Raw genomic sequence first — 22,986 nt, 5'->3', positions numbered from 1 at the left:
CAACAGCGGTATCAGGCCGCGTCGAGTACCGACAACAGCGGTTGCAGATCCTCGCGCGTCTGCGGCCGCACTGCGCGGGCGACTTCTTCGCCATCGCGCAACAGGATCACGGTCGGCCACAGCTTGACGCGAAACGAGCGGCCCAGCGGCCGCCCTTTTCCATCTTCCAGCTTGCGGTACTCGATCGCCTCATAGCCGCCCAGCAGTTTCTGCAGCAGCGGTTGCGCCGCAATGCAGTGCCCGCACCAGTCGGTGCCGAATTCCAGCACCTGCAGCCCGGCCTGCGCATCGACATCGCTGCGCTCCGGTGCCTGCGTGGCGTAGTCGCAAACAAACCCCATCGGCGGTTTCTCCCGTGCGTTGGTGGCGATCAGAGGGAACACTATGTATCACGCCATTGGTAGGCCTGGGAAACGATGTGTACGGGACGCTACGCATCGATCCCAAACCCGGCGCTGCCGGTCGGTGGCACCCGGCAACGTTGGCTCAGGACAACGCGCGCTGGATATCCTCCAACGGCAGGTTGGTCAGATCCTTGGCCAGGTCGCCCACCAGACGCTGCTGGGTTTCCTTGTGCAGCAACGGTCGCACGCGGCCCAACGTGGTGGGGTCGGCCACCAGCACCAGGTGCGTGTATTCGTGCTTCAGCGCGCCGTCGTTCAAGGCATGCGAAAGCTGCTTGGCGAAAGTCATTTCGTCCCGGTCTGCCTCGGTGAGATCCTGCGGCGCCTTGCCGGCCGGGCCGTCGTCGTCGACGTTCTGCACGTCGGTACGCGCGTGCTGGCGCAGCACCAACTTGGACTCGTTGCCGGTGTTGGTGAACCAACGCGCTTCGCCGCCATCGGCCACAACCACCAAGGCGCCCTGAGGAATTTGCAGACTCATCTGATTTCTCCTGATCAATGTTGACGCCGCAGGTGCAGCGCCAGTCGGCCTCAACCTAGGCGAGAAGATGTAAGCGTTGCGCCTAGCCGGTGTCAGCGTGGCGTTAGTGCTGCGCTTGGTGACTGCGGCGCCGGCGCAGCAACGCATCGGAGAACGCCGGCGACACCAGCAGGTCGCGGAAGTCCACGTTCTGGCCGTAGTACAGGTCTTCCATGATCGCCAGCGCGCCGCTCTTGTCCGGCAATAACGCATCGAAAAGCCGCCGCCAAGCAATTGGATCAACAGCCGTTCGGCCTGTTCCGACGTGCGCATGCGCGGCTCCACCCGCAACACCGGCACGCCATTCCACTGCTCGGGCGTGCTCTCGACCGCGTAGCGCGTGCGCATCTCCGCAATCACGCCGGCGGCCCAGCGTTCGGTCTCGGCGCGAATGCCGGGCAGCTGCTTCAACAGCGTGGCGTTGTCGGCCTTGGCAAGCGGGTCGGCGCGTGCGACGTCGGCGGCCACGTGCGTGCGTGCGGCCGGGCTCAGATACTCAGAGACCGGCAGGTCGAACGCGCCGACATGCCGCACGCCATCGGATGTGGGTGCAGCGGGTGCTTGCGGCGCTGCCGCGCTCGCTTCGAACGCAAACGCAGTCGCCACCAATGCGAGCGTGCGCAATCCTTGTCGCCAATCACCTGTCATGCAGCGCCCTTCCAGGCGCTTTGAGCGAGGGAGGATAGCCAGTGTTTGGCAGCATTCGAGCGCAGCGCGCTGCATCGCTCACACGAGGCGGCGCATCACCTCATGCGTGCGTGGCGGCGCGCTCGGCCTGCACCTGGTGCACCGCCTGGATGGCCGAGCGGGTCAACGGGGCGGGCAAGGCATCGAGGGCGAACCAGCCGATCTCCAGCAACACCTGCGGCTCGCACAGCACGGCGTGTTCGGAGCCCTGGATGCTGGCCAGATACACCGGCGCCACCCAGTGTTGCGGCGGGTCCATGTCCGGCTCGAAGTGGCTGACCACGCACAACACGCGCTGCGGATGCACCTGCAGGCCGGTTTCTTCCAGCACCTCGCGCACCACCGTGGCTTCCACGGTTTCCATCCAGTCCACCTTGCCGCCCGGCAACCCCCAGTGGCCTTGCTCGGGCGCGCGCCCACGCAGCACCAGCAGCACTTGGCCATCGGCACGCTGGATGAAGGCACCGCAGCCAACGCGCGGACGTAACTCGGTGGACGTGGGCATCACAAACGCTCGCAGACTCTGGCGCTTTAGTGTCCTAGATGTCGCGGCTGCGGGGAATGCTGGCAGGCAGGTTCGATCGCTACGCGCTCGGGCGTTTGAGGATCATCATGCATGCAGCAATCTCCGCGGCGTGCCGTGCGGCTGGGTGCACTGATCGCGGCGTGTCATTGATCATGCGCGATAACACCACCTTAGCGCCGCATTGGCGAGGATGATCGGCCTGCGCGCCGTGCTGGCGCGCGTTCGTCGGAGGTGTGCATGTCTCGAATCCTGGTGATCGGCGGCCACGGCAAGGTGGCACGCCTGCTCACGCCGCTGCTGGTGCGCGGTGGGCATCAGGTGACCGCAGTGTTCCGCAATCCCGCGCACGAAGGCGACGTAATCGCCGATGGCGCCACCCCGGTGGTGTTCGACATCGAACATGCCGACACCGATGCCATCGCTGCGCAACTGGCCGGTCATGACGCAGTGGTGTGGTCGGCCGGCGCGGGCGGCGGCGATGCGGCGCGCACGTATGCGGTGGATCGCGACGCGGCCATCCGCTCGATGCATGCAGCCGAACAGGCGCGCGTACGCCGTTACGTGATGGTGTCGTATCTGGGTGCCGGGCTGGAACACGGGGTCGGGCCGGACGATGCATTCTTTGCCTATGCGCAGGCCAAGGGCGCTGCCGATGCGCACCTGCGCAACACCACGCTGGACTGGACCGTGCTCGGCCCCGGCCGGCTCACGCTGGATCCGCCATCGGGCCGCATCACCCGCGACCCGGGCAGCGACGCCGACGGCGGCGTCTCGCGCGCCAACGTGGCGCAGGTGGTCACCGCCGCACTGGCCACGCAGGCCAGCATCGGCAAGACGGTGGGCTTCATCGACGGCCAGACGCCGATCGCGCAGGCGCTGGCGCAGCTGGAATGAACGCAACACCCCTCGCAATGCGCACCGCATGCGTCAAGCGGCGCCGGCTAACGAATTCCTAAAGCCGGCGCCCGCATAGTCGCCAGCGCAGTCATTGTGGAGGTCGCTCATGTCCGCATTCGTCAGCCCGCGTCGTGCCGGGATCCTGCCGCCGTATCTGCTCGAACACGTGGCGCAGGCGGCGCCCGCGCATGCGCGCCAGTGCGCCGTGCTGTCGCGGCAGATCACCGCGCAGCTGCGGCGGCAGCGCGCGCTCGGGCTGCTGGCACGGGCCGACGCGCCGGCCGCAGACGCCCAGGCCGCCCAGGTGGTGCAGCGACGCATCTACGACGCCCGACAAGGCACCGCCCTACCCGGCACGCTGGTGCGCGACGAAGGTGCAGCCGCCACCCAGGACGTGGCCGTGACCGAGGCCTACGACTACCTGGGCGCCACCCACGACTTCTTCCAGACGGTATACGGGCGCAATTCGATCGACGCGGCGGGCATGCCGCTGATCGGCACCGTGCATTACGAGCGCGGCTACGACAACGCGTTCTGGAACGGCGAGCAGATGGTGTTCGGCGATGGCGACGGCGAGGTCTTCAACCGCTTCACCATCGCCATCGATGTGGTCGGGCACGAGCTCACCCACGGGGTCATCGAGCGCACCGCCAACCTGATCTACCAAGGCCAATCCGGTGCCTTGAACGAATCGGTGTCGGACGTGTTCGGCGTGCTGATCAAGCAGTACTCGCTGCGCCAGAGCGCCGACCAGGCCGACTGGATCGTCGGCGCCGGCATGCTGATGCCCGGCATCCAGGGCGTGGGCCTGCGTTCGATGCAGGCGCCCGGCAGCGCGTACGATGACCCGGCCCTGGGCAAGGATCCGCAACCGGCCACCATGGCCGGCTATGTCGACACGCAAGAGGACGATGGCGGCGTGCACTACAACTCCGGCATTCCCAATCACGCGTTTTATCGCGCCGCTGTCGCGATCGGCGGTGCCGCCTGGGAGAAGGCCGGGCGCATCTGGTACCGCGCACTCACCGGCGGCGAACTGGCTGCCGGTGCGGACTTCGCCACGTTCGCTGCACTGACCGTCAGCGTGGCCAGCGCCGATGACGGTACCAGCAGCACCGAAGCCGCAGCGGTGCTGCAAGCCTGGCGCGATGTGGGCGTGCTCGCATGAGCCCGCAGCGACCACCGGTGGAGGCAGGCGTGACCCTGCGGCTGGCGCGCGAAGGTGGCGTGGCGGCGTTTCCGGCCATGCGCCGCGAGCGCCAGCTGCCGATGGATGCGCTGGACGATGCGCAGCGGCTGCGGCTGCGCGGCGTGCTGGACCAGTGCCTTGTGCACGCGCTGCCGCCCCCGCAGGCCGGCGGTGGCGACCGCCGCTATTTCAGCATCGCCTGGGATGGCGCCAGCGAGCCGCTGCGCATTCCCGAAGAACATGCGCCGGCCGAGATCGTGCGGCTGTGGAAGCAAGGCACGCTGTAGCGCAGGTCAGCGGCTGCATCGTCTGCTCGCATCACCCCACAGCAGCGCACACCGCACCGCGCCGCAAGCACCTGCTGCACAAACGAAGACACCGCGCGGTGCGCGGTGTCTGTCGGTAAAGCGAATGTGGTCCAACTGCGGATGCCTGCACCCTTTAAGCTGCCTAGATGCTCTAGGGCTGCACAGCTGGTGACGCATGGTGGGGCCCACCGCGTTAGCGTGACGTGCAGTGCGGCGGTCAGTATGAAGACACCACGCTCATCGCTGCACTGCACCACCTCTTGGCGTCACCACGCCATGCGGCGCGAGCCGCTAGTGGCCGTTGGCAAAATTGGCCAAGGCCATGCGGAAGGTACCGCCGACGTTCGCATGCAGTTGCTCGACGGTGCAGGTGAACCCGTTGGGCGGCAGCCACTTGGCCGCCGCATCGGCTTCGAGGAAGGCACGCTAGACCCGCTCTGGGCTGGCGCGTACGACGCGGTGCAGCGTGACGGTAGACATGGGCACTCGCTTGGGCAGAGGACGTGCCTGCGTGCTACCGAGGAACGCGGGAGTGCAGACATCGGCAGGCAATGCTACGTGCAGCAATGCCTGGCCCAGGCTGCGCTCGTCGGCGACGCGTCGGCCGGCTGCCCGACCCCTGCGATGCAGTGCCCGAGGCCGCTACAACCCGCGTTGGTTGCGCTGCGGCAGGTGCATCTGCCGGCCATTCGAAACCGGCACAGCGCGGGCTCACGTTGCCGCCGCGACCGGCTTCGCGGATAGTCGCCGCACTGATCGGACGATTTTTCCATGATGCTTGTGATTGTGTTGCTGCTCGCTGCCGGAGTGCTGGGCGCCGTTGCGCTCGCCGGGGGCATCTGGTGGTTGCTGGCGCGCCGTCGTGAGGCCGAGGCCGATACTATCACCGCGCCCGCTGCCGACAACGCGCCCAGCGCGCACGCGCCGCCTTCGTCGATCACACCAAAGCAAGCGCCTACCGCGCCGCTGCAGCACCCAGCACAGCCGCCCGGCGCACAGCCGTTGCCGACCGAGCCGCCGCCGATGCGCGCGTTGTTGCGTCGCATGTATGCCGCAGTGATGGCCACGCCATCGCTGGCCGAGGGCAAGCTGCCGACAGACCCCGCCCAGGCTGCGGTGCTGGCCGCGGTCGGCGCTGCGCTGGAACATGTCGACCTGCGCCCGCAATTGCTGCCGCGCCGCCCGCACCTGTTGCCGCAGCTGATGCGTGCGGTGAACGACCCGTACGCCTCCGGTCGCGGCATCGCCGCCATCATCGCGCAGGACCCGGCACTGGCCGCCAACCTGTTGCGCATCGCCAACAGCGCGCTGTATCGCCCGCAAGGCGGCCCGCTGGAAAGCCTGGAGCGCGCGGTGGTGCATATCGGCACCGAAGGCGTGCGCCAGATCGTCGCTGCCGCCGTCATGCAGCCGGTGCTGAGCCTGGATGGCGGCCTGTACTCGCGCCTGCCCGCCGCCGTGTGGGATTACGCCCTGCGCACCGCCACCGCCGCAGCCGCCTACGTGCGCGAACGCGGCGGCGACACCTTGTCGGCACAACTGGCCGGCTTGCTGCAGGGTCTGGGCGCGGTGGTGATCCTGCGCGTGTTGCGCGACACCTACGCCGAGCGCCCCACCCTGCCCTACAACCTGGAGGTGGCCGCCGCCCTGGTCGAACGCCACACCGCGGCGGTGGCCAAGACCATTGCCACCGCCTGGGAGCTAGCGCCACAGCTCGGCACCGCGCTGGACGAACAGCGCCCCGACCACGACACCACCCTGCTGGCCACCCCGCTCGGCCTGGCGCTGCGCTACGGCCGCCTCGCCGCCGCCCTGGCCATGCTCGCCCGCCACGGCGCCGAGCACGAAAACCATGCCCTCAACGTGCTGGCCACCCTGGAACCGGCCCGCGACGCCAATGCCGCACTCTGGCAACGGTTGGTGGCCGCCAGCGTGGAGTGAGTTGCTGCAATGCAGCTGCAGCGGCTTTACCGAAACAGCCAGCATCCGCCAATTGAGTTGCGTGTCGACCAACCATCCTGCACATTCCCACTCTGCTGCGACCCACGGCCTGTGAGCGATCAAAATGCGCGAATGGAATCCTGACGATGCACCTGGCAACCTCCACGGGCTGGCATTTGCCAAACATCTTGGATGGAAAATGCACTCACTGCACACGCATATCCAATCGGCGCGCGTTATTGCGCTCGCGGTCCTTTTATTCCTCACACCATTGACGGCGTGCACCATGCAAACAACACAAGACTTCGATGCAGCCATGTGGAAATCGCAACGCGGCGTTGATTTTGAAGACAACAAACGCATCTACATGGTGGGAGCGCTGAAACAGGTCATCCATGTGGGGATGCGCAGGGAAGACGTTATTGCGCTGTTGGGTCCACCCGATTATACGAAAGAGAGTGAAACCACCTCGACGGATGCATATTACCTCGGTATCTCGCCCTTCGCGGCTGATACAGAGAAATACACTATCCAATACCAGAACGGAAAATTGATCAGCCACCACACTGTGCAGGGCTAAGGAGAACAGCAAGGATGTCGGACAAACCTGATTTGGATCGGATCCGTAGCGAGTTTCAGGTGCAAGACGACGAGCTTATCCAGTATCACCCGCGGTTAGCGGGAAAGGTGGATATCCCGTTTTCGCCTTCGATGGATGTCACCAAAACCGAGGGGAAACTCTTGGACGAGATGACCTGGAGCAGAGGTCTGCAAGGCCTGTTCGAACTCAAGGAAACACACGATTTGGCTTTTCGCGAAAGCAAGCGGCACGTCCCAGACCAGCCAGTTCCCGACGGTATTCCAAAGGAACAAGCCCAGGAGTGGCAACTCAATGACGGGCACCGCGATGCCTTTCGTCATACCTATTGGAATGCACTGCTTGCCAAGGAATTCGGAAACGAATGGGCGCAGGCATTCGCCACCGCGCACGAGGGGAAGCCGGGCAATCCTGCTAGCCGCGAAGCAATGGACCTGTACAACAACCAGATCGGCAGAGGCATCGCCGCAGCCCACCCAGGCGCATCCAAAGAACAGCTTGCACAGCTCGTAGGCGAGGCAATGCAGGAAGGCAAGCTGATCCTCATGGATAACCAAGGAAATCTTGCTTGGAGTGATCAGGTGCAATTCGGACAGCATGGTCTATCACCTGAGGACACGATCCAGCCATATCTCCAGACACCCGCGGTCGTCCCTGCTGCGCCGCGTACGTCCGATTTTTTCGGCGCTGCTGGCCGGACAGACAATGCGCTGACGCCAGACCAGCCCGGCCATCCGCGTCACGCGCTACATCAGCAATGCCAAGCAGGCGTCGCCGCTCTAGGCGATCAATTCGGACACACGCCCGAGAACAACGCTTGCATGACGGCAAGCCTGACCAATCTCGCGGTGGCCAACGGTCTTGAGCGCGTCGACCATGTGATGCTGAGCGAGCAAGGCAAACACACCAATCAGGCACAGCATGTCTTCATCGTCCAGGGTGAACTCAGCGACCCCGCGCATCTACGTGCGCAGATGCCCGCAGCGCAGGCGATCGCCACGCCGGTCGACACCTCGTTTCGGGAGCTGGCGCTGATGGAACAGCGCACGCTTGCCCTGCAAGGCCAGCAACCTGTTACGCAGCAACACGATGAGCAGGTGAAGGCGCAGCGCGTTTAGCATCGAGAGTTGCGGGTGACTAGCGCACGTCTTGAAAGCTGCTCGAAGCACGCGCACGCACTACACACCTGCAAGTGCACATCTCCCGGATAAAAAACACCGGGCCACCCCAGAATGGCCCGGTGCCGAGCGAGTCCCGGCATCCGTCGCCGGGAAGAGTTGCCCCAGTGCCTTGCTCAGTGCCACTCCTTGCGAACGCGGCGCATGTCGCGTTGACGCGGTGACGATCACCTGCGTGCAGCAGGCGACGGTCCCCACCGTCGCCGCATGCACTGGCTTACACCTCCAGCACGCTTACACCTCCAGCACGGGGTCGGTGCGGCGGCCGGCGCGACCAGCGGCGAAGGCGATGCCGGCGCCCAGCAGCAGCAACACCAGGGTGCTCCAGGCAGCGCGCGAGACGCCACGGGCGGCCGCATCACCGGCCTGGCGGGCTTTCTGCTCGGCGGTGCGCTTGAGCGCTGCGTACTGCGCCACCGCCTTCTGGTAGCTCTGCGCATAGTTGTCGGCAATCTGCTCGGCTTCCGCGCGCGACTTACCGGTGCGCGCCACGATCAGGTTGATCAGGGCATCGCGGTCGGCGGCATCGATGGCCGGCTTGGCCTGGGCACGCACGCGGTCGAACCACGCGGCCAGTTCATCCGAGGCGGCCTGCGGCGTCTGCGCCACGTCGCTGGCGGTGGCCTTGCCGTCGTTGCCCACGTGTTCGGCCTGGTTCTTCAGGCGCTCGGGATTGAGCTCGGCCTTGCCGGTCTGGCGCAGCACCGTGTCCAGCTGGCCGCGCAGGTCGCCCCAATCCAGCGTGATGCCCTGCTGCTTCAGTTCTTCCTGCACGCCATTGCCCAGCGCCGGGGCGGCGGCGGCAATGCCCTGGCCGGTCAGCGACAGGCCCTTGCCGACCACACCCGATACCGCGCCCACCGCGCTGCTGGCCAGTGCGGCCACCAGCCAGGTGGTGATCAGCGAGGTCACCGCCCAGCTGAGCAGGCCGTGCAGGCCGCCACGCACGGTGGCCAGGCGGCCGGCGACAAACGCGCCCACCGCGATCGAGAGCAAGGTGCTCAACGCCAGCCAGATGCCGGCGCCGGTGCCCAGGCCGCTGACCGGGTTGGATTCACGCAGCGGGTCGATGGTGGATGCGCCGATGGCGGTGCCCAGCACGCTCAGCGTCAGATAGGTCATCAGCGCGAACGTGCAGCCGGCGAGCACGGCGCCCCAGGACATTCTGGGGGCCAGCGAGGAATGGCGAACGACCTGTGCCATGGAGTGTCTCACTGCGATTGGAAGGGGCGGCCAGTGTGCGAGCCGGGCCACCGCGCTGCCTGAGCCGAATGCACCAGTGCAACTAGTGCATTCGCGTCAGGCAGCCGCTACGGTGTGTCGCCACTGTTGGTTTTCATCGCCGTTGTTGCCTGAGGTAACCCCATGTCGTCAGCCAGTGAAGCGGCGCCGCCCAGCAGCCCGCCCAGTTCCACCAATCGCCGCCAGTTGCAGCAGATCATCACCGGCCTGAGCGAAGGGGTGATCCTGATCGAGCCGGACCAGTCGATCACCTGGGCCAACGACGCAGCCTTGGCCATGCATGGGGCAACCGAGGTGGCGGATCTGGGCGCCACGGTGAGCGACTACCGCGCGCGCTTCCAGCTGCGGTATCGCAATAACCATCGCCTGAGCGCCGGCAATTACCCCATCGACCGCGTCATCGCCGGCGAGGTCTTCAACGACGTGGTGGTGGAAGTGTTTCGCGCAGACACCGACGCGCAATGGGTGCACCGCGTGCGCAGCCTGGTGCTCACCGACGCGCAAGGCCAACCGGATTGCCTGGTGCTGATCGTGGCCGATGCCAGCGATTGGGCCAGTGCCGAGCAGCGCTTCGAACGCACTTTCAACGCCAACCCCGCCCCGGCCTGCATCTGCCGGCTCGAGGACAAGCGCTATATCAAGGCCAATCAGGGTTTTCTGGAAATGACCGGCTACACGCGCGAAGCGGTGGTGGGCAAGAGCGTGTTCGAAGTGGATGTGATGGAAATGGCCGACCGCCGCGAGCTGGCGCTGGAGCGCCTCAATGAAGGCGCCACCATTCCGCAGATGCAGGCCGAGCTCAGCCTGCCCGACGGCACCACCAAACTGGTGGTGGTGGCAGGCCAGCCGATCGAAATCGGCGAAGAAGCCTGCATGCTGTTTACCTTCATGGACCTGGAACCACGCCGGCGCGCCGAAGTGGCGCTGCGCCAGAGCGAAGAGCGCTTCGCCAAGGCATTTCGCATCACTCCGGTGCCCACGCTGATGTGCAATGCCGAAAGCTTGCAGATCGTGGAAATCAACGACGCGGTGTCGCAGATCACCCAATACGCCACCGAAGACATCGTCGGCCGGCCCATCGATGAAATCGGCCTGTTTCCCAGCCGCCAGGCGTATCAGCAGTTCTACCGTGCGTTGCAGGAAAGCGGCAGCATGCTCAATGTGGAATACGCCATTGCGCGCAAGGACGGCGAACAGCTGGATTGCCTGATTTCCGCAGAAACGGTGAGCATCCACGGCGTGCAGTGCTACCTGCTGTCGCTGATGGACATCACCGACCGCAAGCGCACCGAAATGGAACTGGTCACCGCCATCGAAGCGGTGATGCAGGACGCCTCGTGGTTCAGCCAGACCCTGCTGGAAAAGCTCGCCAACGTGCGCCGCGCCAACCGCCCCAGCCAGACCACCGGCTGCGGCATCGCCGAACTCACCGGCCGCGAGCGCGACGTGCTCGGGCTCATCGCCGAAGGCATGGCCGACAAGGAAATCGCACAGGAGCTCGGTGTTTCGCCCAATACGGTGCGCAATCATGTGGCGGCGCTGTATTCCAAGATCGACGTGCACAGCCGCGGCGAAGCCATCGTGTGGGCACGTGAACGCGGTTTCGCCGGCCGCAGCGCCAAACCGGCCACGCGCAAGAAGTAACTGCGTGCCGCTGGCGCGAATGCACTAACGCGGCTAGTGCATTCGCAACTGGGACATCCGGGTGCAAGCGCACATCATGCTCACACCGGCCCGCACAGACTGGACCGGTTCCCCAACTACGAGAGACATCCCATGGATAAGAACCGTATCGAAGGTACCGCCAAGCAGGTCAAGGGCTCGGTCAAGGAAGCCATCGGCCGAGTTACCGGCGACAAGAGCACCGAGTTGGAAGGCGCCGCTGAAAAGAACGTGGGCAAGGTGCAGGCCAAGGCCGGCGAAGTGGCCGACAAGGTGCGCGACGCTTCCAAGTAAGCATGGTGTATCGAAGAAGGGTGGCGCATCAAGTTCGCATGGTTGATCGACGCGTGCTGTCGAAAGCGCACAAGCAGTCATCGCAGCGTCTTCGTCAGGGGCACTGCTGCCTGCGGTGTAGGCACTGTGGCCGGCTGGCTTCGTGATTGGCGCCACCCTGTGTTGGCGTGGTTGCTGGCACCGCAGCTGATTGGCAGTGCGACGTTGTCGGTAACAACCTGTACCAGGTGACACGTGCCATGCCGCACCAAATACACAACAACGCCTCGATCAACTCGGGGCGTTGTTGTTTTCAGCCTTTAGCACGGACGTTTCTGAGTCTGAGTGCGTACGTGCGCGGTTTCGCACATCCCTTGCTTATCGCATCCGACGATCCAACCAAGACCCTGCGCGGCGTCTCCCTTCTCCCCCCCGGGAGAAGGTGGCCCGCAGGGCCGGATGAGGGGACGGGTGAAGCCTTGTGCACCGCTGCAACCCCTCCCACACTGTCGTCGTACGCGATGCCTGACAATTGGTCCAAGCTGACGCCGCTTTGCGGCGCCGCTTGGCTCCGATGTCAGGCCGCCCCGTCCCCGCAAGTATGGATGCCTACCGCTATCCATTAAACTCACCCGATGCACCTGGCCGGTAAGACATCCATGCGATCCAGTACCGCACTCGTGGTCATCATCGTGGCGCAGTTGCTGGGCACCTCGTTATGGTTTTCTGCCAATAGCGCAGCCGACGATTTGATGCGGCAGTGGGACGTGGGAGCATCGGCGATCGGTTTGCTGACCATGGCCACGCAGGTGGGTTTTATCCTGGGCACATTGAGCTTTGCGCTCAGCGGGGTGGCCGACCGGTTTGCGCCCAGCCGCATTTTTGCCTGCTGCGCGGTAGCCGGGGCGACGTGCAATCTGGGCTTTGCTGTAGTTGCCAGCGATGTGACAACGGGGATGTTGTGGCGTTTTGCAGTGGGGCTGAGCCTGGCCGGTATCTACCCGATCGGGATGAAGCTGGTGGTGCAGTGGGCGCCGCAGCATGCAGGCAAAGCGCTGGCGTGGCTGGTGGGCATGCTGACGCTGGGCACGGCATTGCCACAGGGCATCAAAGCACTGGGCAGCGCGCTGCCGTGGCGAACGCCGATGGCGGTGGCGTCGGCACTGGCGGTCATTGCGGCGGTGATGATCCTGCGCCTGGGGCACGGCGCGGCTGCGCCGCAACGTGCTGGCGGCAAGCTGGCATTCGGTGCGGTGTTGCAGGCGTTTGCGTTGAAGGACTTTCGCGCGGCCACGTTTGGCTACTTCGGCCATATGTGGGAGCTGTATGCGCTGTGGACGCTGACGCCACTGCTGATCGCGCGTGCCGGGTTGGCGCAGGCACTTGGGCTAAGCACGGCCACGTTGGCGTTTACGGTGATTGCCGCCGGAGCGGTGGGCTGCGTGCTGGGCGGGCAGTGGAGTGCACGCATCGGCAGCGCGCGGGTGGCCGCGGTGGCGTTGCTGGTGTCGGCATTGTGTTGCCTGGTGTTTCCGTGGGTGGGTGCGCTGTCGGCGTATGCGACGCTGGCGCTGATGCTGGTATGGGGCGCCAGCGTGGTGGCGGACTCGCCGCAGTTTTCCGCATTGGCCGCGCGCGCGTGCCCGCCGGCCATCGTGGGCAGCGCGTTGTCGATGCAGAACGCCATTGGCTTTGCGATCACCGTGGTGGCGATCGGCCTGACCACGCGGCTGATGGAAACGCTGGGGCTGTACGTTGCGTGGGTGCTGCTGCCTGGTCCAGTGCTTGGGTTGGTCGCGCTGATGCCGTTGTGGCGCAGGCGGCCCGTACCATCGGCGTGATGTGAGGCAAGAAGCGAAAACCACGCACGGTGGGGCAATGTCCTATCCGGGAAGGCCGTCGCTGTTGGCACAAGAATGGCGCTAGCTGTTCAGTCCCGGCATTAGATGGATCGGGTCTACCTTGAACAAATCTGGTTCGGATGTCCACTGTTTGCAGATGAATTCATACGGTGTCAGACCCTTCAGGGCTTTGAGCCTGCGACCGTAGTTGTAGGCGTCGATGAAGTCGGCCAAATGCTGTTGCAGTTGTGCGTGATCGTCGTAATGGGAGCGTTTGACAGTGGCCTCCTTGATGGTCCGATTCATCCGCTCGACCTGCCCGTTGGTCCAGGGGTGCTTGACCTTGGTCAAGCGGTGTTCGATGCCGTGTTCCTCGCAGACTCGACCGAAAATATGGGGGCAGGCATGGCGGTCGGAACTGCGGTTGGTGAACTGGATGCCGTTATCCGTCAGAACCGTGTGCAGGGTGTAGGGCACCGCCTGGATCACATGGCGCAGCAATTGCGCTTCAACCATCTTGTTGGCCGAGGCATGCAGCTCGGTGAGCGCAAACTTTGACGTCCTGTCGATGGCCACGAACATAGAGCTTTCCCTCGGCCGTGTGCACCTCTGCGATGTCGAGATGGAAGTAGCCGATCGGATAGCTTTTGAACCGCTTCTTGACGGCTTTTTCGCCTTGGATGTCGGGTAAGCGCGAGACGCCATGGCGCTGCAGGCAACGGTGTAACGAAGAGCGCGTCAGATGCGGGATGCTCGGCTGCAGCGCGTAGAGACAGTCGTCCAGCGGCAGCAAGGTGTGCTTGCGGAAGGCGACGATCGCCGCCTCATCCTCAACGGATAACACGGTGGAACACGGCTGCCTCGGCCCAGTGGGCAGATCGGCAACCGAGGTTCGCTTCTTCCACTTGGCCACCGTCTTTTGATTGATGCCGTAGCGCTTGGAGAGCGCTCTCAGGCTCTCTTGACTATTTTGTATCGCTCGACGGATCGCCTCTGTCGTAGTGGCGCTCCCATGCAGAACCTGGCCCATAGTGCTTCCTTCCATTCGTGGGAAAATAATGCACCATCAAAGCCTGGGATCAAACACACCTGCAGACCGCGCTGGAAGTGGTGCAGTACCAGGCCGGCGAGAGCGTGCGCGCGGCGGGTGGCCACCACAGCCGCTACCTTGGCTGCGAGATGAAGTTCATGTGGTAGCGGCTGCCGCGTCACCCGGCGGCGTTGCGGTGCTTATCAGCACGCGGCACCTGCTGGGACGCACCGCCGTGTGCAGCACATGCGCGCAGCGCTGGGTGGCGTGGCCGCACCAGCAGGCCGTGGCAGGCATGCGTTGCTCTTTTGCTTGCTGGCAAGACGCGGCCAGCCGCCCTACCCCTCGGCGACCGGCCGCAAGCACAGCCAGATGGCATACCAATGCGATAGCGCCCCGCCCAGCACGTGCGCGTGCCAGATGGCGCGGTTGTAGACCAGCGATTTGCGCACATAGAAGGCCACGCCCACGGTGTAGAACGCGCCGCCGGCGACGATGAGCCAGAGCACCGCGCTGTCCAGCCCGGCGATCATCTGGTTGATCACCACAATGCCGGCCCAGCCCAGCAGCAGGTAGATCGCCACCCAGAAACCCTTGGCGATGCCGGGCAGGCACAGCTTGGCGAACACGCCGAACAAGGCCACGCACCAGACACTCAAGATCATGGTCCAGCGCCAGGTACCATCGAGCGCGACCAGGAAGAACGGTGTGTACGAACCGGCAATCATGACGAAGATGCCGGCATGGTCGAACTTGCGCAGCATCGGTTGGCGCTGCGGCGGGGCGAAGTTGTAGGCGGCCGAGCAGGCGAACATCACCAGCAGCCCCAACGCATAGATGCAGGTGGCCGGCAGCATGGTCTGGTTGGCGCGCGCGCGCCATACCATCCAGGCGCCGCCAACAATGGCCAGGAACAGGCCGGCGGCATGCACCGCGACATCGGCACGGCGGGCAGAAACAGACTTGTAGTGCGGAGCAGTGACGTTGGCAGACACGGGCACGGCGATTCTTCGATGTGGGGGAGCCCGCTAGCGTGCAGACAGCCATGACGCAGTGGGGGCGACAGGATACCCGGCTTGCTGAATCCGCTCAGTGAGGCAGGCTGGGCGCGCGGGCGCCGGTCTCATACCCTGAGACATCCTTTTCGTTTGATCTCCCTCTTTGGGAGCCCTTGCCGTATGCCTCCGTTTGCCCTCGCTCCCCGCACCGAAACCGCCGAACGCGCCCTGGCCACCACCGATGGCCGCCCCAGCCGCGACGGCGCGCTGCTCACCGAACGCCTGGAGCGCCGTTACCACGACCGCATCACCGGCAGCTTCACCCTTCCCGGGCGCGAGGGCCGCTATGCGCCCATCCCCGACGATGTGCCCAGCGCATTGGCCGATGCCCTGCACGCGCGCGGCATCAGCCAGCTCTACAGCCACCAGGCCGATGCGTGGGCGGCCACCCAGCGCGGCGAGCATGTGGCGATCGTCACGCCCACCGCCTCGGGCAAGTCGCTGTGCTACACGCTGCCGGTGGTGAGCGCGGCGATGACCGCCGGCGCCAAGGCGCTGTACCTGTTCCCGACCAAGGCGCTGGCACAGGATCAGGTGGCCGAGCTGCTGGAGTTGAACCGCGCCGGCGAGTTGGGCGTAAAAGCCTTCACCTTCGACGGCGATACGCCCGGCGACGCACGTCAGGCGATCCGGCTGCACGGCGACATCGTGGTGAGCAACCCGGACATGCTGCATCAGGCGATCCTGCCGCATCACACCAAGTGGGCGCAGTTCTTCGAAAACCTGCGCTATGTGGTGATCGACGAGATCCACACCTACCGCGGCGTGTTCGGCAGCCACGTCACCAACGTGCTGCGCCGGCTCAAGCGCATCTGCGCGTTCTATGGCGCCAACCCGCAGTTCATCCTGTGCTCGGCCACCATCGGCAACCCGCATGCGCACGCGCAGGCACTGATCGAAGAACAGGTGCATGCCATCACCGAATCGGGCGCGCCCACCGGCGACAAGCACGTGCTGCTGTGGAACCCGCCGGTGGTCAATGCAGACCTGGGGCTGCGTGCATCGGCACGCTCGCAGAGCAACCGCATTGCGCGCATCGCGATCAAGAGCGGGCTCAAAACGCTGGTGTTCGCGCAGACGCGCTTGATGGTGGAAGTGCTGACCAAATACCTGAAAGACATCTTCGACAACGACCCGCGCAAGCCGCCGCGCATCCGTGCGTACCGCGGTGGGTATCTGCCCACCGAGCGGCGCGAAGTGGAACGCGCAATGCGCGCCGGCACCATCGACGGCATCGTGTCCACCTCGGCGCTGGAGCTGGGCGTGGATATCGGCGCGCTGGACGTGGTGATCCTCAATGGCTACCCCGGCAGCGTGGCGGCCACATGGCAGCGCTTCGGCCGCGCCGGGCGGCGCCAGCAGCCGGCGCTGGGCGTGCTGGTGGCCAGCTCGCAACCGCTGGACCAGTATGTGGTGCGGCACCCGGATTTCTTCGCCGATGCCTCACCCGAACATGCGCGCACCGCGCCGGATCAACCGTTGATCCTGTTCGACCACATCCGCTGCGCGGCGTTCGAGTTGCCGTTCATTGCCAGCGAGCCGTTCGGGCCGATCGACCCGCTGGTGTTCCTGGAAGCATTGGCCGAAAGCGAGGTGATCCACCAGGAAGGCGACCGCTGGGAATGGATCGCCGACAGCTACCCGGCCAATGCGGTGAGCCTGCGCTCGGTGGCCGACGGCAACTTCGTGGTGGTGGACAAGACCGACGGCAAGCAGCAGATCATTGCCGAGGTGGATTATTCCGCCGCCGCGCTCACCTTGTACGAAGGCGCCATCCACATGGTGCAGAGCACGCCCTACCAGGTGGAGCGGCTGGATTGGGAAGGCCGCAAGGCGTACGTGACGCGCACGCACGTGGACTACTACACCGACAGCATCGACTACACCAAGCTGAAGGTGCTGGACCGCTTCGACGGCGGCGTGGCCGGGCGCGGCGATTCGCACCATGGCGAAGTGCATGTGGTGCGGCGCGTGTCCGGCTACAAGAAAATCCGCTATTACACGCACGAAAACATCGGCTACGGGCCGGTGAACCTGCCCGACCAGGAATTGCACACCACCGCGGTGTGGTGGCAGTTGCCGCAGGCGACCCTGGGCAAGGCGTTCGCGTCCAAGCAGGATGCACTGGATGGATTTTTGGGCGCGGCTTACGCGTTGCACGTGGTGGCCACGGTGGCGGTGATGGCCGATGCGCGCGACCTGCAAAAAGCCGTGGGCAATGGCGACGGTGCGTGGTTTGCAGTGGCCGACCAGACCGGGCGCGGGCAGCTGCGCGGGGTGGAAGAAGGCGAAGAAGGCGCGGTGGAATTGCAGCAGGCATTCGTGCCCACGGTGTATCTGTACGACAACTTCCCCGGCGGCGTGGGCCTGAGCGAGCCGCTGTGGCTGCGCCAGGCCGAGCTGTTGCAGCGCGCCGATGAATTGGTGCGGCGTTGCGATTGCAGCGCCGGTTGCCCGGCCTGTGTGGGCCCGGTGCTGGCTGCACATGAAGAGGGCAAGGGCGAATCGCCGAAATCGCTGGCATTGACGGTGTTTGCACTGTTGTTCGATGCGGATGCACCGCTGCGGCATGCCACACAGGTGGGCGACGACCTGGCGCTGGACGTGCTTGCATGAGTGTGAGTGCGGACCGGCTGCGCCTGCTGCGCCGGCAGGCTGGGCATGCGGACGTGCGTGCGCCCGCGGTGGTTGCTGACGGCGATGCGCTGCAAGCTGCAGTGGCGTTGCATGCGAAGGAAGTGGAGGCCGCACGTGTCGGTGAGGTCACGCAGCCGGCTTCCGGCGCGACCACGCAGGGCAGGTCGCCTGCGCCCGCTGATGCTCCGCGTGTCAGCGCGGAACGTCTGCGCCTGCTGCGCCGCCAGGTCGGCGGGCTGACGCCTGCATCGCGCAAGGACGATGCGGTGATGCCGACACGTGCGCAGCGTGCAGCGGTCTCCAGCACCGTATCACCCGCTGCACGCTTGCCATCGCGCGATTCAGAAGCGGCACGTCATGACGCTGCGGCAGCTCGCCCGCACGATGTGCGCACCGCACCGGTACTCACACGCCGCGCCTTGCAGTCAGCCACTCCTGCACCGCCTGCGCGTGACGCATCGGTGTTTGCGTGGGTGGAACACGACGTGCGCCACAAGCCGGCGTTGCCATCGGCTGCCGATGCCATCACCGCTGTGGCTACGGAGATCGCACGCCATTCGCCAATGGCGCGCAGCACAACGACACCATCGGCAATACCGGCAACATCAACGTCGCCGGTACCGCCGCCGCAACGACGCACCGACATTGCCGGCCTGCGCAAGATGATCGGCCTGCGCGAACGTGCGGTGTCAGCGCACACACCCGTGCGCGCGCCATCGAACGACCGGCACCTGCCGGGAACCGAGATCGCACCCGGCCTGCATCTGATCGAAGCGTTTCTGCCACAGGCGATTCCGTGCGAGGCGCTCTCGCTGGCGTTCGCCAAACGCGACGATGCGGTCGACCCGCGGGATCTGCTGTTCTTCGACACCGAAACCACCGGCCTGGCCGGTGGTACCGGCACGCGCGCCTTCATGATCGGGGCGGCCGATTGGTATACCGATGCCGCGCAAGGCAGCGGCCTGCGCGTGCGCCAGCTGATGATGTCCACGATGGCCGCCGAAAGCGCCATGCTCGATCTGTTCCGCACCTGGCTGAGCCCACGCACGGTGCTGTCCAGCTACAACGGCCGCTGCTATGACGCACCGCTGCTCAAGACGCGCTACCGCCTGGCACGCCGCGGCGACCCGCTGTCTGCACTGGACCACGTGGACCTGTTGTTCCCCACCCGCCGCCGCTACCGCGGCACCTGGGAGAACTGCAAGCTGGCCACCATCGAACGGCAGTTGCTGCGCGTGGTGCGCGACGACGACCTGCCCGGCTCCGAAGCCCCTGCCGCCTGGCTGAGTTACCTGCGTGGCGGCAGCGCGCGCAACCTGCGCCGCGTGGCCGAGCACAACCACCAGGACGTGGTGACGCTCTCGCTACTGATGCAACGGCTGGTGGCGGTGGAGGCGCAGGACCGCGAGGTGATTCCGTTGATGGACGCGCCATGACTGGAATCAGGCGCGTTGCAGTGCGCGGCCGTAACGCCGCACGGCGGCGCGGGCGCGACGGACAGGTGCGAAAGACCAATCCAAAACGAGGCGCACCGGAGTACGGCTGGCGGCCATGCAGCCCAGCGTCTTGATCAGCGCCAGCTGGGGCTTGATTTGATCTGGCCCATCTGGTGGCAGGCCATCACCGGCCTAGTGGGCATGATCGGCAGGGTCACGGTGGGTTGCACCAGATCCAGCAAGGCGTCGATCTGCGGCCACTGCGCGCGTAGTGCAGCAACAGGCACGCAGGTCCGGAACACATGCCTGTCGGCAACAGGGCCCGACGCAGGCTTTCCAATAGGCTCGGTCGCGGCATGCCGGTGATGGCGGAAATTCGGCCGAGTTCGCCCGCATTGGCATGCGCGCCGCGGCGCACGCTGCCCGCAGCGGTCACGCCCGCGGCAAAGCCATCGGCGATGTAGAGATACACCAGATCCGGCGATTGCCGGCCCACCCCGTACACCGCTTCGGCCAAGGCGACGCAGTGGGCATCGTTGTCCATCCAGACCGGCAGCTGCAGGCAGTCGGCGACCAACCGGTCCAGCTCGACCTGCATCCATTCCGCTTCCAGCGACAGCGGCGGATTGACCCGGGTCCCATCACCGATGCGCGGCCCGGTCATGCTCAGACCGAGGCCGAACATACGCTGCCGGCCCACACCGGTGGCTTGCAGCACCGCCTCCACCAGCGCAGGCAAGTAGCCGCCGGCAACGCAACCCACAGCTGGAAGCCCTTGGCCGAGGACTGGCCGACCGGCACACGGTCGTGCCACACGCCATTGCCGGTGCGCATCCACTCCACACCGCCGGTGGGCACGTTGCCCTGTTTGCCGGTGCTGTCTTCGTAACCGACCTCGCCTTCCATCAGGGAGGTGAGCGAGGCAATGCCCGAATGCGGGTGCATGCCCGCTGATCGACGGCTTGACGGTCAACAGGTCCAGGAACACGAACGGCTTGACCAACTGGCCCAGATCGCCCTGGCTCATCAGCTGGGTGATCGGGCCGCGGGCGGTGCCGTGGGTGCGGAACACCACTGGCCGCGGCGGCGCCTCCACGCTTGTCTCGCGCTGCGGCTGATCGGCTCAGGCGGTGGCCAGTTGTGCGCCCATGACAAATCTCGTTGCGGCGGTGGCGCTGACTGGGCGTTTCGCTCAGCGATCCAGATGCTGGCCGCCCAACCATCGGTGCAGGCACGCACAGCCATGTCCCCGCTGGAGTGCTCGCCCCAGCGGACGGTCTTCATGCCACGCCAACAACGGTTTCTTCACGCTTGCGCCATTCTTCCGCTGGAGACCCACGATGATTCGCACCCTCGCCCCGCTCGCTGCCGTGCTGTTGCTCTCGGCCTGTGCTTCCAATCAGGTCGTGCAGGTGCAGCCCATCGATGGCGTCATCTCCGGCCAGTGCCATATCGAAAAGGTGCGCGGCATCGTGGGCCTGGCCGCGGCAGCGCAGACCATCGAACGCGCGCGCGTGGACAGCGACAGCCTGCAGGTGAGCGTGCGCCGCGGCGAGCGCACCACCGGCGGTACCACCGCCAGCGGCCTGGCCGACCCGGCGCAGGGTGCCAGCGAAAGCGGCGGCGATCACCTGAGCATCGAAACCGGCCCGACCAACAACATCACTGCGGTGTATTGCGGCTGAGGAATCGGGAATCGGGAATCGGGAATCGGGAATCGGGAATCGGGAATCGGGAATCGGGAATCGAAAAGCCTCGCGTCTTTTCGGTCCCGGGTCACGCCACTCACTTGCGTTTCGAGGCTGTCTTCGCCGCTGTTTTGAGCTTGGCGCGCGAGGAGGCCAGGAATTTCAGCGTGGCCGCCTCCCATTGCCGCTCGCCACGCACGCCGGTGGCCATGGCCTGCAGGTGGCCGGCACGCCAGCCTTCGAACACGCGCGGGTCGATGTAGGCCTTGCGGCACACCGACGGCGTATTGCCCAGCGCATCGGCCACCTCGCGGATGACATCGTTCTGCACCTGCTTGAGCGCACGTTCGCTGCTGCGTTCGGGTAAGGGCAGCCGTGCCAGGCGCTGCAATGCGGCCAACGTGCCGCCCCAGGTGCGGAAATCCTTGGCGGTGAAGTCCTCGCCCATCGCCTCGCGCAGGTAGTCGTTGACCTCGCCCGAATCCACCGGCTGCAACTGGCCATCGTCGTCGCGGTACTGAAACAGCGATTGCCCCGGCAATTGCTGACATTCGCGGATCAGTTTGACCAGCTGCTTGTCGTCCACTTCGATGTCGTGGTCCTGGCCGCTCTTGCCGCGGAACTTGAGCCGCGCGCGTCCGCCCTTCAAAAATTCCATGTGCCGGTTGCGCAGCGTGGTCAGCCCATACGAGCGATTGCTGCGCGCGTATTCGGCATTGCCTACGCGCACCAAGGTGTCGGCCAGCAGTGCAACGACGATCGCCAGGACCTTCTCACGCGGAAATCCCGGCAGCACCAGGTCGCGCCGCAAGCGCCGGCGCAATTTGGGCAGCGCGGTGCCGAAGGCGATCACGCGTTCGAACTTGCCTTCGCCACGCACCTGCGCCCAGTCGGCGTGATAGCGGTATTGCTTGCGCCGCCGCGCATCGCGCCCGGTGGCCTGCAGATGGCCGTTGGGTTTGGCGCAGATCCACACCTCGGTGTAGGCAGGCGGAATGGCCAACGAACGGATCCGCTGCAAGGTCTCTGCATCGCCGATGCGCTGCCCATCGGCGTCGCGGTAACTGAAGCTCTTGCCGGCCTTGCGGCGGCTGATCCCGGGCTGCTGGTCGTTGACGTAGGTCAGCCCGGCCGCGCGCGCGGTGGCCTTGGCCTGTGCCACGGCGGCCACGCTGGCCACCGCAGCCGTGGCGACGGCGGCGCCGGTGGCCGCAGCGGCGAGCTTACCGGCGGTGTTGGCGGTGACTGCGGCATTGCGGAGAACACGTTTGGCTTTCATTGCGCACAGGTCGAAGGACTGGCGGCGATTGTCGAGCGCGGCAAGACTAGGCCGCGTCAACGCAACGACAACGCCGCGTGCGCAAGCGATGCCGATCACGCAACTTTGTGCTTATGCTTGGGCATCCCCCCTTGCTGGAGTCATCGATGCCCGCTGTCCTGCCTATTGCCCGCCTGGCTTGTACGTTGGTTGTGCTGACTGCATTGACTGCCTGCAACAAACCGCAACCCGATGAGCAGGAAGCCGTCGCCGCCAAGGCCCAGCATGCGGCCGAACAAGCGGCTGCGCCCGCACCGGATGCCGCACCGGAAGCGCCGCCGATCGGTAGCTGCGATGCCACCCAGGTGCAATCGCTGGTGGGTCAGGCACTGACCGATGCAGTGAGCGAACAGGCACGCAGCGATGCCGGCGCCAAGTCGGTGCGCGTGCTCAAGCCCGGCCAGATGACCACCATGGAGTTCAATGGCGAACGCCTCAACCTGGAAGTGGACGCCAAGAGCGTCATCGCCTCGGTGCGCTGCGGCTGAGAAGGCGCTGGCGCCTGTCGCCGGACGGGCGCCAAGCCAACTGGCACAAGGGCTTGCAACCGCTC

The 22,986-nt window shown here is 65.6% G+C and carries 20 protein-coding genes and 3 pseudogenes; 13 read left to right on the top strand and 10 right to left on the bottom strand.

What is annotated here, in order from left to right:
* Positions 1-11 precede the first annotated feature (11 nt).
* The 3 genes from M3O59_RS00285 to M3O59_RS00275 all read right to left on the bottom strand — a co-directional run bounded on the left by M3O59_RS00285 (position 12) and on the right by M3O59_RS00275 (position 2,116).
* Positions 12-341, bottom strand: a complete 330-nt coding sequence (locus M3O59_RS00285; protein WP_064630360.1) for a thioredoxin family protein — start codon at positions 339-341, stop codon at positions 12-14.
* A gap of 145 nt (positions 342-486) precedes the next feature.
* Positions 487-885 carry a host attachment family protein gene (locus M3O59_RS00280; RefSeq protein ID WP_064630151.1) on the bottom strand — a complete coding sequence of 133 codons (399 nt, stop codon included), beginning with the start codon at positions 883-885 and terminating at the stop codon, positions 487-489.
* 787 nt (positions 886-1,672) lie between these two features.
* Positions 1,673-2,116, bottom strand: a complete 444-nt coding sequence (locus M3O59_RS00275) for an NUDIX domain-containing protein (RefSeq protein ID WP_116905810.1) — start codon at positions 2,114-2,116, stop codon at positions 1,673-1,675.
* A gap of 258 nt (positions 2,117-2,374) precedes the next feature.
* Here M3O59_RS00275 and M3O59_RS00270 point away from each other — a divergent pair, with 258 nt between their 5' ends.
* The 3 genes from M3O59_RS00270 (at position 2,375) to M3O59_RS00260 (ending at position 4,510) form a co-directional block, all read left to right on the top strand.
* Positions 2,375-3,031, top strand: coding sequence for an SDR family oxidoreductase (locus M3O59_RS00270; RefSeq protein WP_116905809.1), 657 nt, complete (start codon positions 2,375-2,377; stop codon positions 3,029-3,031).
* Between the two features lie 109 nt (positions 3,032-3,140).
* On the top strand, positions 3,141-4,202 hold the full coding sequence (locus M3O59_RS00265) for a M4 family metallopeptidase (protein ID WP_116905808.1): 1,062 nt from the start codon (positions 3,141-3,143) through the stop codon (positions 4,200-4,202).
* On the top strand, positions 4,199-4,510 hold the full coding sequence (locus tag M3O59_RS00260; protein ID WP_064630146.1) for a protealysin inhibitor emfourin: 312 nt from the start codon (positions 4,199-4,201) through the stop codon (positions 4,508-4,510). Before M3O59_RS00265 ends, M3O59_RS00260 begins: the two co-directional genes overlap by 4 nt.
* Positions 4,511-4,828: 318 nt before the next feature.
* Here the strand turns inward: M3O59_RS00260 and M3O59_RS00255 are convergent.
* Positions 4,829-5,098 (bottom strand): annotated as a pseudogene (locus tag M3O59_RS00255) (SRPBCC domain-containing protein); the annotation flags it as partial.
* 204 nt (positions 5,099-5,302) lie between these two features.
* Here M3O59_RS00255 and M3O59_RS00250 point away from each other — a divergent pair.
* The 3 genes from M3O59_RS00250 to M3O59_RS00240 all read left to right on the top strand — a co-directional run bounded on the left by M3O59_RS00250 (position 5,303) and on the right by M3O59_RS00240 (position 8,188).
* Complete coding sequence (locus M3O59_RS00250; RefSeq protein WP_147308490.1) at positions 5,303-6,472, top strand: HDOD domain-containing protein; 1,170 nt, start codon at positions 5,303-5,305, stop codon at positions 6,470-6,472.
* Between the two features lie 124 nt (positions 6,473-6,596).
* A complete protein-coding gene (locus M3O59_RS00245) occupies positions 6,597-7,052 on the top strand; it encodes a hypothetical protein (protein WP_147308489.1) in 456 nt (151 codons plus the stop codon).
* Positions 7,053-7,066: 14 nt separating this feature from the next.
* Positions 7,067-8,188, top strand: a complete 1,122-nt coding sequence (locus M3O59_RS00240) for an XVIPCD domain-containing protein (RefSeq protein ID WP_147308488.1) — start codon at positions 7,067-7,069, stop codon at positions 8,186-8,188.
* Positions 8,189-8,482: 294 nt separating this feature from the next.
* Here the strand turns inward: M3O59_RS00240 and M3O59_RS00235 are convergent, their stop codons facing one another.
* Entirely contained in the window at positions 8,483-9,451 is a 969-nt protein-coding gene (locus M3O59_RS00235; protein ID WP_116905805.1) for a hypothetical protein, read from the bottom strand.
* Between the two features lie 162 nt (positions 9,452-9,613).
* Here M3O59_RS00235 and M3O59_RS00230 point away from each other — a divergent pair, with 162 nt between their 5' ends.
* From M3O59_RS00230 to M3O59_RS00220, 3 genes are all read left to right on the top strand, one after another.
* Complete coding sequence (locus tag M3O59_RS00230) at positions 9,614-11,134, top strand: helix-turn-helix transcriptional regulator (protein ID WP_116905804.1); 1,521 nt, start codon at positions 9,614-9,616, stop codon at positions 11,132-11,134.
* A 132-nt stretch (positions 11,135-11,266) separates the two neighbouring features.
* Entirely contained in the window at positions 11,267-11,446 is a 180-nt protein-coding gene (locus M3O59_RS00225) for a CsbD family protein (protein ID WP_047693228.1), read from the top strand.
* A gap of 638 nt (positions 11,447-12,084) precedes the next feature.
* A complete protein-coding gene (locus tag M3O59_RS00220) occupies positions 12,085-13,266 on the top strand; it encodes an MFS transporter (protein ID WP_064630137.1) in 1,182 nt (393 codons plus the stop codon).
* 81 nt (positions 13,267-13,347) lie between these two features.
* Here M3O59_RS00220 and M3O59_RS00215 read toward each other — a convergent pair.
* Positions 13,348-14,296, bottom strand: a pseudogene (locus M3O59_RS00215) (IS481 family transposase).
* 338 nt (positions 14,297-14,634) lie between these two features.
* The gene (trhA, locus tag M3O59_RS00210) at positions 14,635-15,297 is read right to left on the bottom strand and encodes a PAQR family membrane homeostasis protein TrhA (RefSeq protein WP_116906733.1); all 663 of its coding nucleotides are present in this window, start codon (positions 15,295-15,297) and stop codon (positions 14,635-14,637) included.
* A gap of 177 nt (positions 15,298-15,474) precedes the next feature.
* Between trhA and M3O59_RS00205 the strand changes: the two genes are divergently transcribed.
* Both M3O59_RS00205 and M3O59_RS00200 read left to right on the top strand, forming a co-directional pair.
* Entirely contained in the window at positions 15,475-17,970 is a 2,496-nt protein-coding gene (locus tag M3O59_RS00205) for a DEAD/DEAH box helicase (protein ID WP_181920657.1), read from the top strand.
* A complete protein-coding gene (locus tag M3O59_RS00200) occupies positions 17,967-19,427 on the top strand; it encodes a ribonuclease H-like domain-containing protein (RefSeq protein WP_116906732.1) in 1,461 nt (486 codons plus the stop codon). The genes M3O59_RS00205 and M3O59_RS00200 overlap by 4 nt, the downstream gene beginning before the upstream one ends.
* A 203-nt stretch (positions 19,428-19,630) precedes the next feature.
* Here the strand turns inward: M3O59_RS00200 and M3O59_RS00195 are convergent.
* A pseudogene (locus M3O59_RS00195) lies at positions 19,631-20,166 on the bottom strand (ROK family protein); the annotation flags it as partial.
* Positions 20,094-20,333 carry a pirin family protein gene (locus M3O59_RS00190; RefSeq protein WP_249047131.1) on the bottom strand — a complete coding sequence of 80 codons (240 nt, stop codon included), beginning with the start codon at positions 20,331-20,333 and terminating at the stop codon, positions 20,094-20,096. The gene M3O59_RS00190 and the pseudogene M3O59_RS00195, both read right to left, overlap by 73 nt.
* Before the next feature lie 434 nt (positions 20,334-20,767).
* On the opposite strand from M3O59_RS00190, the gene M3O59_RS00185 reads away from it, so the two are divergent.
* On the top strand, positions 20,768-21,112 hold the full coding sequence (locus M3O59_RS00185; RefSeq protein ID WP_064629499.1) for a hypothetical protein: 345 nt from the start codon (positions 20,768-20,770) through the stop codon (positions 21,110-21,112).
* A 100-nt stretch (positions 21,113-21,212) separates the two neighbouring features.
* On the opposite strand, the gene M3O59_RS00180 is transcribed toward M3O59_RS00185, so the two are convergent.
* Entirely contained in the window at positions 21,213-22,484 is a 1,272-nt protein-coding gene (locus M3O59_RS00180; protein ID WP_181920659.1) for a DNA topoisomerase IB, read from the bottom strand.
* Positions 22,485-22,540: 56 nt separating this feature from the next.
* On the opposite strand from M3O59_RS00180, the gene M3O59_RS00175 reads away from it, so the two are divergent.
* Positions 22,541-22,921 carry an I78 family peptidase inhibitor gene (locus M3O59_RS00175; RefSeq protein WP_064629503.1) on the top strand — a complete coding sequence of 127 codons (381 nt, stop codon included), beginning with the start codon at positions 22,541-22,543 and terminating at the stop codon, positions 22,919-22,921.
* Positions 22,922-22,986: the final 65 nt, after the last annotated feature.

The organism is Xanthomonas nasturtii, from assembly GCF_023337365.3.
In the GTDB taxonomy this organism is placed as follows: Bacteria; Pseudomonadota; Gammaproteobacteria; order Xanthomonadales; family Xanthomonadaceae; genus Xanthomonas; species Xanthomonas nasturtii.
The sequence above is the reverse complement of the archived record's forward strand: the minus strand, read 5'-3'. Positions and strand labels throughout refer to the sequence as shown.